Genomic DNA, 16,745 nt, shown 5'->3' with positions numbered 1-16,745 from the left:
CGGCTATCCTTTGCGAAAACGACGGATCGGAGCAGCCCAGCGAGAGGACAGCTTCACCATGACCTTCCGCCCATTGCATGATCGCCTGCTCGTCCGCCGGATCGAAGCCGAGGACAAGACGGCGGGCGGGATCATCATTCCCGATACCGCCAAGGAAAAACCGCAGGAAGGCGAAGTCATCGCCGCCGGTGCCGGCCTCAAGGCCGAGGACGGCACGGTGACCCCGCTCGACGTCAAGGCGGGCGACAGGATCCTGTTCGGTAAATGGTCGGGAACAGAGGTCAAGATCGACGGCGAAGATCTGATCATCATGAAGGAAAGCGACGTTTTCGGAATTATCGGCTGATTCCGGTGGCGTGCTCGGCCGTTTTTCAGCCGATACCCGCGCCGGGAACGAACTCGAAAAACAGGGATCAGGATCATGGCAGCGAAAGACGTCAAATTCTCGCGCGAAGCCCGCGAAGGCATTACGCGCGGCGTCGACATCCTCGCCAATGCGGTGCGAGTGACGCTCGGGCCCAAGGGTCGCAACGTCGTCATCGACAAGAGCTTCGCCGCGCCGCGCATCACCAAGGATGGGGTTGCGGTCGCCAGGGAAATCGAGCTCAAGGACAAGTTCGAGAACATGGGCGCGCAAATGCTCCGCGCGGTGGCTTCGAAGACCCATGATCACGCGGGCGATGGCACCACGACAGCAACCGTGCTTGCCCAGGCGATCGTGCGTGAGGGCATGAAATCGGTTTCTGCCGGCATGAACCCGATGGACCTGAAGCGCGGCATTGATCTCGCCGTTGGGAAGGTCGTCGAGGATCTGAAGCGTCGCTCGAAGACGGTCTCCGGCAACAACGAGATCGCTCAGGTCGGCATCGTCTCGGCCAATGGCGATGAAATCGTCGGCAAGAAGATCGCGGAAGCCATGGAGAAGGTTGGCAAGGAAGGCGTGATCACCGTCGAGGAAGCGAAGGGCCTCGATTTCGAGCTCGATGTCGTCGAGGGCATGCAGTTCGACCGCGGCTATCTGAGCCCTTACTTCATCACCAACGCCGAGAAGATGGAGGTCGAGCTTGTCGACCCGTACATCCTCATCCACGAGAAGAAGCTCTCCAACCTGCAGGCGCTCCTGCCGATCCTCGAAGCGGTCGTCCAGGCGGGCCGTCCGCTGCTGATCATCGCAGAGGACATCGAGGGCGAGGCGCTTGCAACGCTCGTCGTCAACAAGCTGCGGGGCGGCCTGAAGGTCGCTGCCGTCAAGGCTCCCGGCTTCGGCGATCGTCGCAAGGCGATGCTCGAAGACATCGCGATCCTGACTGCGGGTCAGATTGTCTCCGAGGATCTCGGCATCAAGCTCGAGAATGTGAGCCTCGACATGCTTGGGTCTGCCAAGCGCGTCGCAATCGACAAGGACAATACCACCATCGTCGATGGCGCCGGTGATGCCGATGCGATCAAGGGTCGCGTGGAAGCCATCCGCCAGCAGATCGAGACCACCACCAGCGATTATGACAAGGAAAAGCTCCAGGAGCGTCTTGCCAAGCTCGCCGGCGGCGTTGCCATCATAAAGGTTGGCGGCGCGTCGGAGGTCGAGGTGAAGGAGCGCAAGGACCGCGTCGACGACGCACTCCATGCCACCCGCGCCGCGGTCGAAGAGGGCATCGTTCCTGGCGGCGGCACCGCTCTCCTCTACGCCATCAAGGCGCTTGAAGGGCTGAAGGGCATCAACGACGACCAGACGCGCGGCATCGACATCATCCGCAAGGCGATCCAGACGCCGCTGCGTCAGATCGCGCAGAATGCGGGTTATGACGGTGCGGTGGTTGCGGGCAACCTGCTGCGCGAGAATGACGAGAGCAAAGGCTTCAACGCCCAGACCGACCAATATGAGAATCTCGTCCAGTCCGGCGTGATCGACCCGACCAAGGTTGTCCGCTCGGCTCTCCAGGACGCAGCTTCGGTCGCAGGCCTCCTCATCACCACCGAAGCGGCGGTGTCCGAAGCGCCCGAGGATTCGTCAGCGATGCCGGCGATGCCCGGCGGCATGGGTGACATGGGTGGGATGAACTTCTGAGTCGACGCCCGCCGGCTGGTCGAGCACGAAGCGGATATTCGCTATAGCCGGAGAGCGTCGGCATATCCCGTCAACTCCAGATAGCCACGCCCGCCCGGCGTCGAAACGGCCCCTTCCCAATAAACGGGCATGCCGCTCGCACGCCCGTCGAGTTCCTGGGCGTCGAACAGCGGTTTCAGCGGAAAGCGACGTACCCCTTCGGGCAACCGCACAATAAAATCGGCCTCGACCGGATAAACGGCACCGGTCTGCGGCGATCGCCAGCGCCTCCGCGGCACGAAGCGGACGTCTTCCGGCGCGAGAATGATCTTGTTCCCGTCCGCCCGCCGCAGCGTGCCGCCCGCATGGACCGCGCGCCCGTCACGCCCGCGTATCTGAAAGGCCATCAGCGCGCCGCCATCGTCGAGGTTGAGACCAGCCCAATCCCAGCCCACCGCTACGGGATCGAGCAGTGTGGAAGACCATTCCCGATCGAGCCAGGCGCGCCCGGTCACCGCAATTCGCCTTCCATCCTTTATGACCGTGCCCGACACCGCCAGTTGCGGCACGGAATAGTAATAGCTCGCCTGCTCCGGTCGCGGTCCCTTGCGGCTATAGCCTCTGTCGCCGTTGGCCATCACCGGCTGCGTCGGCGCCAGCGCGAGGTCGAGCGAGAAATCCCGCGCCGGCGTGCGCGCGCGAAACACGCCGTCTGCTGTCCGCACAAGGTTCCAGTCGAGAAGCACCACGTTCGCATCGGCCTCTGCAGCCCCGGCGATCCCGAAGCCCGCCCGCGCCGTTCGCTGGTCGTGGATCAGCTTGCGCTTGATGGGATCCGAGAGCGCCGCGTGCGCGAAGACGACCTGCTTCGGTGCGAACGCGCTTGGATTTGCCGGGTCGGTAGAGGGTCGCGAGCGGAAGAATGTGATCTGGAAGCCCAGCGGCTTGCCATCCGCGCCCTCCAGCCAGCCGGTGAAATACCACCATTCGGTGCGGTATGCGGGATGCGCGCCGTGATCCCGCGGGAAACGGAACTCGACCCCGCGCACGACCGTCGGATAATCTACGTTCCTCTCAGCCAGCGCCGCCCCCCACGCTGCTCCAAGTGCCAGCAGGACCAGCGTGACGACCCACCGCATTACCAGTCCTCGCTCACGGCGCGCACCGCGTCTCGAGACACGGCCCTCCGCCCGGCAAGGACCGCCGTTCCCGCCGAGGTGATGATCAAAGCTGCCGCGACGCTCAGCATCAGCGTCCAGGGAATACGCGTCTCCATCGTCCAGTTGAACGATTGCGGATTGATCACATGGATGAGGATCTGGCTCAGCGCGAGCCCGACGGCACACCCCGCAGCAATGCCGATGAGCCCGAGCAGCGCGCCTTCGGTGGCCAGCATCGCCACGATCTGCCACCATGTCATGCCGATGTGGCGGAGCATCCCGAACTCGCGGATCCGCGCGATCGTCTGCGCAGAGATCGTGGCGGCGACGCCGGCGAGCCCGATCAGGATCGCGATCGCCTCGAGCACATAGGTGATCGCGAAGCTGCGGTCGAACAGCGCCAGCGCGCGCACACGCAGCACGCCCGGCTCGACAAAGTCGACTCTGCCGGCAAGCCCCGGCGGCAGTCTGTCCTCGATGGCTGTCCGGACGGCCGCCACGGACGCGCCCGGGGCAAGCTCGATCGCGGCTTCGCTGCGCACCGCGTCGCCGGTCAGCGCCACATAGTCGCGTGTGTCGATCACGATTGCGCCTTGCTGGCGCGCATAGTCCCGCCAGATGCCGGCGACATAGCCTTTTGCCCGCTCCGCTCCGACCGGAAGTTCGAAACCGTCGCCGGCACGTACTCCATAGAGTCGCGCTGCGGGTTCGGACAGCCACAGTCGAATGCCGGCGCGGCGGCCTTGTGCTTCCTCGATCAGCGGCAGCGCGTAGCCGGGCCCACCGACGGGCCGCACGACCAGGAGCACTGACGGAAGCTCCGGGTTCAGCGTCACCGGCACGCTTTTGCTGAACGCGATTCCCGCCACCCCCGGCGCACCCGCCAGCCGCTTCTGGGTCTCCGCGTCAAACAGAGCCTCATTGGAAGCAGCGGCGACATAGAGGTCTGCGCTGAGGAAGCTTTCGAGCCAGTCATCGACCGAGCCGCGGAAGCTTGTCACCATCACCGCCATCGCGATCATCAGGCCGGTGCTGGCGACTATCCCGCCCAAAGCCGTGGCCGCCTGTGACGGTGAACCAAGCAGCCGCTGGAGCGCGAGTTCGACGGAGGGCAGGCGCGTGTCGATCCGCGCCAGCGGCTTGAGCAGCGTCCGCGCGAGCCACGGCATCGCGGCGACACCTCCAGACAGCACCAGCGCGACAGCGAGATAGCCGAACAGAGGCAGCCGATTGACTGCTGGCAGAAACGCGAAAGCGCCGCCAGCGACGACAAGCACGAAGGCGGGCAGCCACCTCGGCGATACGCGCGGGTCGATCGGATCCCCCGCGGTCTTCAGCGCCTCTGCGGGCGCGATTCCCGCCGCCTGCCGGGCGGGTGCATAGCTGCCGGCGACGGCGGTCGCGATGCCGAAGGCGAGGAACAGCATCGCAGCGGTCGGCGCGAACTGCAGTTCGGGCGACGCATCACCGAAATAGCCTCCGCCAAGGTCGCCGCCGACGAACTTCAGTGCCGCCCCGGCGATGAGATAGCCAAGCGCGAGTCCTGCAATCGAGCCAATGATACCCAGCACGGCACCTTCACCCAGAAGCTGCGCCGTCAGCGCGCTCTTCTGCATGCCCAGCGTGCGCAGCAGCGCGAACTGTTGCATGCGCCGGGTCACCGACAGCGACTGGGCCGAATAGACAAGGAATCCACCGGTCAGCAACGCGACGAGCGCGAGCATGTCGAGATTGACCCGGTATGCCCGCGACAGGCTGTCGCCGCGCCGGCTCTCGCCCTCCGCGTCGGTCAGTCTTGCGCTTGCCGGCAGCACCGCCTCGACAGCCTGGCGGACGGCGCCGGGCGACGATCCTTTCGCAAGTTTCAGATCCACCCGGTCGAGCTTGCCCAGCCTGTCGAACCGCCACTGCGCCGCCGATATGTCGATCATGCCGACCGCCTGTCCGTCGCCGACGCCCGGCAGGTCGCCAGCGACGGTGAAGATATGCGCCCGGGCACCGACGCGAACCTGCACCCGCTGTCCAAAGCGCAGCCCATTCCGGGACATCGCGGTTCGCGACAGGTACAGCGCGTCGAGATCCAGCGCGGCGTCCACGCCGGTGGGCCGCGTCGAAGTCCGCCCTTCCGCAGACGCGTCCTGACGCCGACCGAGCAGGCTTGGCGAAACAGCAAGCACCCTGAATATGTCGAGCCCGAGCAGCGTGATCGGCGCGCCTTTCTCCCCGAGCGAGGCCCTGAACTGCACAACCGGACTCGCATCGGCTACCCCGTCGAGTGCGATCAGCTTCGGGTAAAGCCCTTCGTCAAACCCGAGCGTGCTCGCACCCCGGATCTGCAAATCGGCCTCGCCCGAGACGCTTCGCACCGCCTCGCCGAATGCATCCGCCGCCGAACGGTTGATCACATGCACCGCGAAGGCGAGCGCCACACCGATCGCAATCGCGAGCCCCGCCACCAGGAACCGCACCGGAAAGGCGCGCCACTCTCCCGCGATCAGCCAGCGCCACGCGCCGCCGCTTGCCGCCGTTTCAGCCATCGGCGGAAACCAGCCCCTTCGGCGTCAGCAATAGCTGTCGGTCCGCCGTCGCGGCTGCCATGGGGGAATGCGTGACCAGCAGCATCGCCGCGCCGCGCTCCTTCACCGCGCGGCCCAGAAGGGCGATGATCTGCCGCGCGGTTTCGGGATCGAGATTGCCGGTCGGCTCGTCGGCCAGGATCAACGCCGGCTCGTGGACGAGCGCCCGCGCGATCGCGACCCGCTGCAGTTCACCGCCCGAAAGCTCCTTCGGATAGCTCCGCCGACGATCACCCAGCCCGACCGCGTCAAGCATCTCCCCCGCACGTGCGAGCGCTGCCGCCCGGGGCGCGTTCTGGAGAACCAGCGGAAACGCCACATTCCGGGCGAGGTCTAGATGGGGAAGGATGTGAAACGCCTGGAAGACGAACCCGATTGCGTCGCGGCGAAGCGCCGTCCGCGCCGCCTCATCGAGTCCGGCAAAGGCGCGCCCTGCCACCACCACCTCGCCCTTGTCGGCCGTGTCGAGCCCGGCGACGATGTTGAGCAAGGTCGATTTGCCAACCCCGGATTCGCCCCTGATCGCTACATGCTCGCCCGCACCGAGTGCGAGGTCCAGACCGTCGAACAGCCTCCGGCCCCCGGGCAGGGACTTTGAAAGAGCCGTCAGTCGCAGGACCTGATCGCGCATTGCCCGAGCGTAGATGCTGTCGCCCGCCCGATAAAGGTCGCTCTCTTCACGTTCACCTGGACGGCAGGGATCCAACAAACGTCAATTCTTGGCCGAAAGCAGATAGTCCCCACGGCCGGATGACAATAGCGGGCGGCGCGCTATGCCCGCCACTCGATCCAATCGCCATAGGGATGTGAAACCGCCAGGAGGCGCGTGGCAGCGCCCGGCCAGGAGGTAAGCGTCAATTGCACTTCGCTGCGCGAGGCGGTCCACTCGAAGCTGATCCAGGCAAGCGGGCGCGCGCGGGTTGCACGTGCTCCTGCACGATGAAGCAAATCGATGAAGGTGCGGCGAGCCTCACTGTTCAGATATTGCAGTACCATGGAGTGGAAGACGACGCGGCAGGTGCCCGGGATTTGGGGCTCCGCGAGCCGCTCTTCAAGCCAGGTCAGTGCGTCCGCGCGATCGACGCGGGGCGGAAAACGTCGTGCAAGCTCGAGCGCGCTCTCAAGCCGGCGGGCACGCGCGGGCTGGTCCGCCCATATATAGGCGAACAGCCGCTCGCGCGTCGCCGCATCCTGCGGGTCGAGCGGCTTAAGGTCCACGCCGCGCGCGGACATGATATCGAGCGGCGCAGCTTCGGGCGCCGGACCACGCCACGCAGGTGTGATCCGGACCTGAGAGGACGGATCGCCTGCGCGAATTCCACCGAGGTCATAGTCGTAGCGCGCGAGGTTTAGGTTCAGGCCACAGCTCGAACCGATTTCCAGCAGCTCGGCGGGCATGCCCGTCGCGCGCCGCAGCCCCATCAACGCAGCGCTGATCGCCGCTGCCCGGGCGACTTCGTTGGTCTGGGTCGGGCCGCGCATCCATTCCGCAATGAACCGGTCCTCGGCCCGGAACGCCGCGGCCATGGCCGCGTCGAAATCCTCATGTTGCCGCTGGAATAGCGCCGCGAGCGACGGCGGCGATCCACGTCTGGCCAGTGCGTGCATCGCAGAATTGAGCCGCAATCCAAGCGCCGCCGCGGCGGGGTCGTCCGGCCAGCCCGCGATAAGCGCCGCGGTGCGCGGTCCCAACGCAAGCTGCCGATCCGCGGCTTCCAGAATCTCGGCGACGAACGGAGAACCAAGCGTGCGGGCCACCAGTGACTGCCGCCGGAGTTCCGAACGTCCTCCGGCAGCGATCATCATGTTCATCAAGTTTCCCCTACGGCGCGGTTTGACGACCTTGCTTCTCAGTCAGGGCTCAAATCGTCCCGCGCACGCTTCCCTCAGAATGGCTGCCACTCATCCGGCGATGCCGCTGGACGAACGAGCGCCGGTATCGCTGCCGGGGGGAGCGACCGTACGGGGCCCGCGAAACGATCGCCATGCGCAGGCGCCGCCATGCGTTTCGCCACATGTCCCACATTAAAGCGTTTTGCCTGCTCAGCGAGACCGGTGACCTCGCTGGCCAGGTTGCGCGCGGCGGCGGAAGTCTGCTCCACCATCGCGGCGTTCTGCTGCGTCGCGTGATCCATGGTTCCGATCGCCGTGCTGACTTCGCCGATCGTGCTCGACTGCGCCCGGTTGTCTTCGGCGATCCGGCCGAGGAGCGCGTGGACTTCACCGACGTCGCCCGAGATGTTGGCGAGCGCGGCATCGACCTTTTGCACCATGGTTACCGCATCGACGATGTCGGTCTGGGTCGCGGTGAGTTGCTCGCGGGCTTGACCGGCTTGCTCCTCAGCACGCATCGCCAACGCCGAGACGAGATCGGCGACGACCGCGAAACCGCGCCCGGCCTCACCCGCACGCCCCGCCTCGACGGCGGCATTCATCGCGAGCACGCGGGTCTGGAAGGCGATCTTGTCGAGGCCTTCGATGACCGAGTCGATGCCCTTGGCGCTCTCGGACACGCGGTTCATGGCCTGGACCGCGCCTTCCGCCACGTCGCGTCCCTTCGAGACCGTTTCGATGGCGCCGTTGGCGCGATCGACGGTCTGGGTCGCCGCGGTCGCGGTCGCCTTCAGCCGCTCGTCCATCTGCGCCACTGCGGCGGACGTTTCCTCGAGGCTTGCGGCATTCGCTTCGGTGCGCCGTGCCAGATCCTCCGAGGCATCGGCGATTTCATTCGACCCCGTGTGGATCGTGGCCGTCGCTTCGGTCACGGAGGCGATCAGCGTCCGAAGGCTGGTGATCGCCGCGTTGAAATTGGTCTTCACGGTAGCGTAGCTGCCGGGAAATTCGCGTTCGATCTCGGCGGTGAGATTGCCGTCGGCAAGCTCCGAGAGGTGCGTCGAGACCGCTTCTACCACCATGCGCTGCGCCGCGTCCGACCGTGCCGTCTCGGCTTCCGCAGCCTGTTTGGCGATCGCGGCGTCACGGAATACGATCACCGCGCGCGCCATGTCGCCCAATTCGTCGCGGCGTTCCGCGTCAGGCACCGCGATATCGTTCCGTCCTGCCGCGAGCTCGCCCATTGTCCGGGTGAGCTCCGCCACCGGCCGTGCGATCGAGCGGCTCAGCAGCATCGCGAGCGTGATGGCGATGCCGATGAGTCCAATGGCGCCGACGATAAGGGTGACGCGTGCCGTGGCAATCGCGCCTTCCTGACGCGCCGAATTCTGTTCGATCAGGGCGACTTCGGCGTCGCGGATATCGCGTAGCGGAAGCACCGCGGCGCTGACGAGCACTGCCTTGCCGGCGTTGCGGACTTCTTCCTCGGCCGCCTCGCGCTGGCCAGCCTTCACGCGTTCGATCAGCCGGTCGCCCCAATTCTTGCGCCAGGCGAGCGTTTCGGTGCGCGATTGGAGCAGCAAGTCCCGCTCCCTGGGGCGAGGCAGCAGATTTTCGAGTTCGACCGAAGTCTTGTCGTACTCGTCACGGCCTTCATAATAGGATTTGAGATAGCTCTTGTCGGCCGTCACCAGATAGCCGCGAAGCTGGCTGTTCTGCCGCAGGATCGCAGTCTCCAGCGCGATCGACCTGGCGTGGATCGACTGGCTCAGATTGTTTCCGTCGGTCGTCGTGCTGATCATCGTGATGTTCAGGAAGAACACGATCATCACGACCGCAGCCGACGCGCAGATCGCGAGGAACGACAGCCCCAGCTTTCTCGGGATCTTCATGGATTTGAACATCATATTCTCTTTTCGTATCGGGGGACTTCACGCGGCGTGCAGCCGGCGCGTTGAGCGCCGGCTGCGTGCTGGGCGTCACAAGGCGAAGCGAATGGACCCCGAGATCGTGCGCCCGGTGATTGACCGGGCGAGGACCATGCCGCTCGCGGGTATCGATGCCTGGGTGACTTCGGTCATGCCGAGTGTATCGAACAGGTTGTTGGCGTTCAGCATCAACTGCAGCCTGTCGGTCGGACGGAACTGCACAAAGGCGTTGACCACGGTGTAGCCGGGCAGTTTGAGCTGGTTCGTGTCCTGCGCATAGCTGCTCGTCGTCCCAAGGAAATTGGCCCCGACAGTGAACATCTGCGTCTCGTACTGCGGCGTCGCCTCGAAGATGAAGTTCGCTTGGTGGCGCGGCGTGTTGCCGACGATTGCCGGGTTCGTGGCGTCGCTGGTGATCTCGGCGTTCGTGTAGGTCGCGCCGGCTGTCAGGCTGAACGGACCGCGCCGCACGCTGCCCTCGAACTCCGCGCCGTAAGCACGGTACTCGCGGACGATGCGCTCCACCTGCACTGAGCCGTCGGGTCTGCTGTTCACCTGGAGGTTGCGCTCGCCGGTGTTGGCGAGGAAGCCGGTAACGTTGAGCGCAAGGCCATCGCCGCGGTATTTCACGCCGACTTCGGTCTGCTTGACCGAGTCATACCCGTCCTTCGGGTCGATCAGCGCACCGCTGTTGTAATTAATCGCGGGCGTGAACAGGATACGATCGGCGGCTGCTCGACCACCGCGGCTGTAGCGGGCGAACACCGCCAGCGGTTCCGAAACGCGGAAATTGATGCCGCCGGAATAGCTGAGATAGTCATAGTCATAATCGACGAGGCCGGGCTGAGTGAGCGGCAGAAATGCGGTCAGACTCTCGGCGCGCGAAATCGTGCCGTCGCCGTTGATGTCATACGGCTTGATTCCCACCCGACCGCCGCCCAGATCCGAGCCGAGCAGCGTGCCCTGCACCTTGCCCATGTCGTAGCGGATGCTCGCGCCGATCGCGACCTTGCCGATATGATAGTTCACCGAGGCGTAGGGCGCATTGATGTCGTAGCTGACGTCGTAGCGGCGGTGATATGCGCCGGTACCGAGGGTGCTGAACGAGAGGATGCCGTTCTGCGTGACGGGTACGCCGCCCGCAGTCGCGACGTTGACCAGCGCCGAATTGCCGCCGCCGACAACATCCTGCAGCGCCGTGGTGAACGTCCAGAAGGAATCGAACGACTGGTTCGACTTGTAGAAGCCCGCGGTGGTGGTGAGCTTGCCGCCGCCGATATCCCATACACGACTGGCGCGCAGATCGTTCGTCATATTGTCGAGGTTCTTGAGGTCGGCGTTGATGAACAGCGACTGCATCAGCAGGCCGTTGCCGTTCAGCGTCGCCGGATTGATGGCCTGACCGGCGAGCGGGCCATTGGCATAGCTGAGCGTCGCGCCGGGGCCGCCATTGACCATGGCGAGGCCGATGGCGGGGGCGACCGCCAGCGGCAGGTTCTCGAACACGCTGCCGGAGATGTCGGCGAAGCGGAACTTCTCGCTGATCGTCCAGCCGGCGACGTCGAATTTCGCCTCGAGGCCGATCGACTTCACCACCGAGTGCATGCCGTCGCGGGCGTCATAGACCTTGAGGTTGTTGTTCTCGTCGAGCGAGGGAATGCCGTTGATATTGCGCGAGACAAGCGAGTCACGGCTTATGTCGAAATTCGCGACATTCCGGAACTTCGGGTCGTCGTTGGTGCCCGTCACCATCACGGGCACGGGCTGGTAGGACGGCGCGCGGTCGTCGAGATACTTGCCGTAGATGCGGACGAAGCCCTCACCCAGCTCCTTGGTGATGTTGAACTTGAACTGGCCGCCCTTGTACGCCGTGTAGCCAATGTCACGCGGACCTTCGCCCTGACGGTAGAAGCCGCCAACGTGATAGCGCAGCGTGTCGCTGATCCGGCCACCATAATCGAAGTCGAGCCGGTACATGTCATAGTCGAGACCGACACCGGCGGCCACCGAGCCACCTTCTTGCTCGCCCGTCTTCGAAATGAGGTTGATCACGCCGCCCGGCGAGTTCGACGCGAAAGTCGATGCCGAACCACCGCGGATCGCCTCGATCTGGGCGAGGTTCGAATCGACGCGCATGAACAGGTCGGACGATATCAGTTGGATGTCGCCGAACTCGAGCACCGGGAGGCCATCTTCCTGGAACTGCAGGAACTTCGAGCCGCTCGCGGCGAGCGGAAGGCCGCGGATCGAGTAGCTGGCATTGCCCTCGCCGCCCTGATATTCGGCGCGGACCCCGGGGATGTTGCGCAGCACTTCACCGAGCGAGCGCGCGCCGAACTTCTCGATCTCGTCGCTCTTGAGCGAACTGGTCGAGATCGCGCTGTCGAGGATATCTCGGCCCTTTGCGACGCCGGTCGAGAAGACCTCTTTCCGGGCCGTGCCCTGGCCCCGTGCGTCAGTGCCCGATTCCGCCGCCGCCTCGCTCGCCGTTTCCAGCTCGGAATCCGCCGATGCGGCCTGCGCCATCGCAGGAGACAAGAGCGCGAGCGACGCAACCGTTAAGAAAAGACCATTTCGATTCATTTGACCTGCCCCACGTTTCATTTAATTTGTCCAAGTTTAATCGCTCGAAAATGCAGGCAGCATTTTCGATTGAAATGTGTTTGATTGAATATTTGAAATTATTTACGCCTGTGGAACGCGAATATTACTCAATATCGCACGTGATATTATTTGCGTACCAAATACAACTAATGACGGAAGTGACACTCCGCTGACGCTTGTACCGTCGAACCCTTTTCGAGCCGCTTGAGGAAAATATAGACGGCGCCAGCGGGGATCGGATCGCGACAGCGATATTTTTTTATTTGTACTGAACTCGCGGCATTGCGCGGCGAACCAAATTTCCGTTTTCGGGATCAGATATTGTGCTTCGAATGACCGAAAAGGTTCGATTCCAGCCAGGCTTCAGCACTCGAACGGATGGCGCTTTCGGGAAGGCATCTGGGCTTCTTGAACGACGAGAATTGGCTATTCAGGTGCTATCGCCGCCAAGCCGCCTGTCGGGATCGTCCGCCTGTGCGGACATCATCGCGGCGTTGTTCGCTGACCTGAATGAACGGCCACTTCCCCCGTTCAGCTCCCAATGGCCCCTGTCGGCATACGACATCGACAGCTCATCGGGCGCGGGGCTGCGGTAATTGGTTCTCTATAGATCTGTGGAACTGATCTCGGGCGGGTGCCTCGATGCGCGTCAGTCGCCGCCCGAAAGCCGATAGCCGATGCCCAGTTCGTTGATGATCAGGCGGGGTTGCTGCGGATCGGTTTCCAGCTTCTGGCGAATGTTGCGGATGACGACGCGCAGATATTCCACATGGTGCTCGATTTCATGGGTCCATACGCTTTTCAGCAACTGGGCATGGGTTATGACGCGGCCGGGGAATCGGGCCAGCACTTCGATCACGCCATATTCCTTGGGAGTCAGATGGACCTCGACTCCGGCCTTGAAGATCCGGCGACGGACCAGATCGATCTCGACGTCGCCGACGGTCACCGAAGGCACGCCGCCCTGCGCGGTGACGCGGTGGCGCAGCGCTGCCCGAACGCGCGCCAGCAGTTCGTCGGTGTCGAAGGGTTTGGTGACATAATCATCCGCGCCGAGATCGAGCGCGGTCACCTTCTGGTCGGTCGCTTCACGTGCCGATACGACGAGCAGCGTCGCCTGTGACCGCTGCTTGATCAGCGGCACGAGTTCCAGTCCGTCGCGATCGGGCAGGCCAAGATCGAGCAGGACGACATCGGGTTTTTCGGTCTCCAGCGCGGTCAGCGCGCGGCGCGCGTCTTCCGCCTCGGCAACATCGAAATCGGCACGCACAAGCGCTGCGCGCAACAACCGTCGGATCTGTTGTTCGTCATCGACGACGAGAACCTTGTTTCTGGCCGTCACCGGGTTTTCTCCACATTGGGCTCGCGCATGAGCAACGCATTGGGGAAGGTCAGCGTAAAGCTGGCTCCCCGCGGATCGACACGGTTGGCGGCGAACACGCCTATCCCCATGGCTTCGGCAAAGCCCTTGACGATCGCAAGTCCGAGCCCGGTGCCGCCCTTGGTGCGATCGGAGCCCTCGATCCGCGCGAAGGTCTCGAAGATCTGGCTTTCGCGACCGGGCGGGATGCCCGGTCCTTCATCGAGGATCGCGAGCGTCACGCCGTCGGTTGAACGCGCGCCCCGGATGACGATTGGGGTGTCCGGATCTGCATAGCGACCCGCATTGTCGAGCAGGTTGATCAGGCAATGGTGGAAGAGTTGCGGGTCCACGCGGACGAGCGGGAGTGCGGGCGGAACTTCGAGCTGTATCGCATGGCCTTCGAGCATATGCCGCGTATCGTGGACCGCGCTTGCGACCGCATCGGTAAGATCGGTCGCCTCGATGTTGAGACGAAGCGCGCCGGCCTCGACGCGCGCCATGTCCAGCAGATTGGCGACGAAACGATTGAGCCGTTGTGCCTCGGCCTCGATCACCCCGATCAGTTGCGGGGTATGTTTGCGTTTGAGCTCGGCGCTCGCTGCAAGGATGGTGGTGAGCGGGGTTCGCAGATCATGGCTGACCGAGGAAAGCAGCGCGGCGCGCAGCCGATCACGCTCACGCAACTGCTCGATGCCGCGCATGTCGCGTTCGAGCTGCATCCGTTCGAGCACGATCGCCGCCTGATCGAGCAGGCTCATCAGCATTGGCATCTGGTCGGCGCGGACGGGCTCGCCCGCATCGTCGCGCGCAAGGCCGACGACGCCAAGAACGCCGCGGCCTGTGCGCAACGGATGGAACAACCAGTCAGAGGCGGTGAGCGTCGATGATCCACGACCTGCCGGTTGGTTTTTCTCGATGGCCCATTGCGCCGCGGCGAGTTCAATCTGCTCCAGCCGGTTTTCTGGCGGGACCGCGGCGTGGAGCTGCGGTCCGTCTCCGGACGGAAGGAGCAGCACCGCGCGCGCATCAAAAAGCCGAGCAAGTTCGGCGCAGATCGCCTGCATCAGCTCCTCCTCATTGGCGGTAACGGTCAGCTCACGCGAAAATCCGGCAAGCGCCGCATTCTGTCGCGCGCTCGATGTCGCCAGATCCGCCTGATCGCGCACGCGTGCAGCGAACTGGCTGGTGACCACTGCGACGCCCAGCAGCACGACGATGGTGATGACATTTTCGGGATTGCTGACGGTGAGCGTGCCCGTGGGCGGCAGGAAGAAGAAATTATAGGAAAGCGAGGAGAGTGCACCCGTGAAAAGCCCGGCGCGCAGCCCGAAGAGGCTCGCGGCGACCATGACGGGTACCAGATAGAGCAGTGCGACATTCTCAAGGTCAAGAATGGCGAAGAGCAGGCGTCCGAGCGCAGTCACGCCCGCCACCATCAACGCGGACCAGAGATAGTCGGCGGGATCGCCCCACCTGTTCTGACGCGCACGCGAGACCGGCGGTGTAGCAGCCTCCCCTTCTTCGGCGGGCAGCACATGGACCGCGATGTCGGACACGCTGCGCACCAGCCGGTCGACCACCGAGCCGTGGCGGAACTCGAACCACCATGAGCGTGCCGATTTGCCGACGACGATCTGCGTCGCCCGCGCTTCGCGCGCGAAGGTTGCAAGTCCGCTTACGACATCGGCGGCCGGAATCGTTGCCGTGACCGCGCCAAGCTGCGAGGCGAGCGCAAGGGCCTCGGCTACGCTCGCGCGCTCCGCGTCGGAAAGGTCGCGCGAGCGCCGCGTCTCGATATGAACCGCGGTCCAGGGCGCGCGCAGCGCGTCGGCGAGGCGCTTGGTCGCGCGGATGAGCCCGAGCGCATGTGGTTGCTCGCTAACTGCGACGAGCACACGCTCGCCAGCGGCGAAGCTGCCCGCAAGCGCGTGCGCACGCACATAGTCGAGCATCTGCGCATCCACCGCCTGCGCCGCGCGGCGCAGCGCCAGCTCGCGCAACGCCGAGAGATTGGATTTTGAGAAGAAGTGGTTGAGCGCACGGCTCGCTTCCTCGGGGATATAGACCTTGCCCGCCTTCAGACGCTCGATGAGCTCGTCGGGCGGGATGTCGACCACCTCGATCTCGGCGGTCTCGAGGATGCGGTCGGGCACCGTCTCTCGCACGCGGACCCGCGTGAACGACGCGACTACGTCGTTGAGGCTCTCGATATGCTGGATGTTGATCGTCGAATAGACGTCGATTCCCGCATCGAGTAGTTCCTCGACATCCTGATAGCGCTTGGGATGGCGACTGCCCGGCGCATTGGTATGCGCGAGTTCGTCGACGAGCACGAGCGCGGGCTGCCGCTCGAGGATAGCGTCGATATCCATCTCGGTGAGCGTGTGCCCCTGATAGGGGATGGAAATACGCGGGATGATCTCATGCCCGCGGGTCAGAAATTCGGTCTCCTGCCGACCGTGCGTCTCCACCACCCCGATGACGACATCGACGCCGGCGGTGCGCTGCTGCGTACCATCGGACAGCATTTCATAGGTCTTGCCCACGCCCGGTGCGGCGCCAAGAAAAACCTTGAGACGACCGCGGCCCTCCTGCGCGGCATGGCGCAGAAGGGCCTCGGGTTCCGGACGATTTTCTGTCTGTCTCACTCGGGCTTATTAGCCCCGAGCTGGTCCAACTGTCGATTGAGCGCGAGCACGTTGACGCGATTCTCGCCAAGGAATCCCAGGAACGGCCGTTCGATCGAGCGTTCGACGAGGGCGCGCACGTTATCTTCCGTCAGGCCGCGGACGCGCGCAACGCGCGGTACCTGCGTCAGTGCGGCCTCCGGCGAGATGTCAGGATCGAGGCCCGAACCCGATGCGGTGACGAGATCGGCGGGAAGATCGCCCGAAATCCCTTCGCCGCGGCGCGTTTCGACATCGGTCTTCACGCGGTCGACCAGCGCCTGGCTCGTCGGCCCGAGGTTCGAGCCCGATGAGGCCAGCCCGTCATAACCCTTGCCCGCCGCCGAGGGGCGCGTGTGGAAATAGCGCTCGCTGGTAAAGGCCTGTCCCGCGACGCTCGATCCGATGACCTTGCCATTCTCCTCGATCAGGCTGCCACCCGCCTGATTGGGGAAAATGAGTTGACCAATGCCGGTGAGCGCGAGCGGATAGGCGAGGCCCAGCAGCAGCGCAAAGAGGATGGTGAGCGCGAAAGCGGGACGGAGCGCGGTTGCGATATCCTTGCCCATGT

General features: G+C 64.4%; 11 protein-coding genes. 2 read left to right on the top strand and 9 right to left on the bottom strand.

Annotated elements, in window-relative coordinates; translation table 11 throughout:
• Nucleotides 1-58 precede the first annotated feature (58 nt).
• Together D3876_RS05045 and groL are read left to right on the top strand one after the other, a co-directional pair.
• Complete coding sequence (locus D3876_RS05045; protein WP_119760043.1) at nucleotides 59-346, top strand: co-chaperone GroES; 288 nt, start codon at nucleotides 59-61, stop codon at nucleotides 344-346.
• 75 nt (nucleotides 347-421) lie between these two features.
• Complete coding sequence (gene groL / locus D3876_RS05040; protein WP_119760042.1) at nucleotides 422-2,065, top strand: chaperonin GroEL; 1,644 nt, start codon at nucleotides 422-424, stop codon at nucleotides 2,063-2,065.
• 41 nt (nucleotides 2,066-2,106) lie between these two features.
• On the opposite strand, the gene D3876_RS05035 is transcribed toward groL, so the two are convergent.
• The 9 genes from D3876_RS05035 to kdpC form a co-directional block, all read right to left on the bottom strand.
• Entirely contained in the window at nucleotides 2,107-3,183 is a 1,077-nt protein-coding gene (locus tag D3876_RS05035; RefSeq protein ID WP_119760040.1) for a lipocalin-like domain-containing protein, read from the bottom strand.
• A complete protein-coding gene (locus D3876_RS05030; RefSeq protein WP_119760039.1) occupies nucleotides 3,183-5,741 on the bottom strand; it encodes an FtsX-like permease family protein in 2,559 nt (852 codons plus the stop codon). Before D3876_RS05030 ends, D3876_RS05035 begins: the two co-directional genes overlap by 1 nt.
• Nucleotides 5,734-6,411, bottom strand: coding sequence for an ABC transporter ATP-binding protein (locus D3876_RS05025; RefSeq protein WP_119760037.1), 678 nt, complete (start codon nucleotides 6,409-6,411; stop codon nucleotides 5,734-5,736). Before D3876_RS05025 ends, D3876_RS05030 begins: the two co-directional genes overlap by 8 nt.
• A gap of 140 nt (nucleotides 6,412-6,551) precedes the next feature.
• A complete protein-coding gene (locus D3876_RS05020) occupies nucleotides 6,552-7,592 on the bottom strand; it encodes a DUF2332 domain-containing protein (protein WP_119760035.1) in 1,041 nt (346 codons plus the stop codon).
• Nucleotides 7,593-7,666: 74 nt separating this feature from the next.
• Nucleotides 7,667-9,517 carry a methyl-accepting chemotaxis protein gene (locus tag D3876_RS05015; protein ID WP_119760033.1) on the bottom strand — a complete coding sequence of 617 codons (1,851 nt, stop codon included), beginning with the start codon at nucleotides 9,515-9,517 and terminating at the stop codon, nucleotides 7,667-7,669.
• Between the two features lie 75 nt (nucleotides 9,518-9,592).
• Nucleotides 9,593-12,124 carry a TonB-dependent receptor gene (locus D3876_RS05010; RefSeq protein ID WP_119760032.1) on the bottom strand — a complete coding sequence of 844 codons (2,532 nt, stop codon included), beginning with the start codon at nucleotides 12,122-12,124 and terminating at the stop codon, nucleotides 9,593-9,595.
• Nucleotides 12,125-12,794: 670 nt separating this feature from the next.
• On the bottom strand, nucleotides 12,795-13,487 hold the full coding sequence (locus D3876_RS05005) for a response regulator (RefSeq protein WP_119760030.1): 693 nt from the start codon (nucleotides 13,485-13,487) through the stop codon (nucleotides 12,795-12,797).
• Nucleotides 13,484-16,156: a sensor histidine kinase gene (locus D3876_RS05000; RefSeq protein WP_119760028.1), complete on the bottom strand. Its 2,673-nt coding sequence runs from the start codon at nucleotides 16,154-16,156 to the stop codon at nucleotides 13,484-13,486. Before D3876_RS05000 ends, D3876_RS05005 begins: the two co-directional genes overlap by 4 nt.
• Nucleotides 16,153-16,743 carry a potassium-transporting ATPase subunit KdpC gene (gene kdpC, locus D3876_RS04995; protein WP_119760026.1) on the bottom strand — a complete coding sequence of 197 codons (591 nt, stop codon included), beginning with the start codon at nucleotides 16,741-16,743 and terminating at the stop codon, nucleotides 16,153-16,155. Before kdpC ends, D3876_RS05000 begins: the two co-directional genes overlap by 4 nt.
• Nucleotides 16,744-16,745 lie beyond the last annotated feature (2 nt).

Source organism: Sphingomonas cavernae, from assembly GCF_003590775.1.
In the GTDB taxonomy this organism is placed as follows: Bacteria; Pseudomonadota; Alphaproteobacteria; order Sphingomonadales; family Sphingomonadaceae; genus Sphingobium_A; species Sphingobium_A cavernae.
The sequence above is the reverse complement of the archived record's forward strand: the minus strand, read 5'-3'. Positions and strand labels throughout refer to the sequence as shown.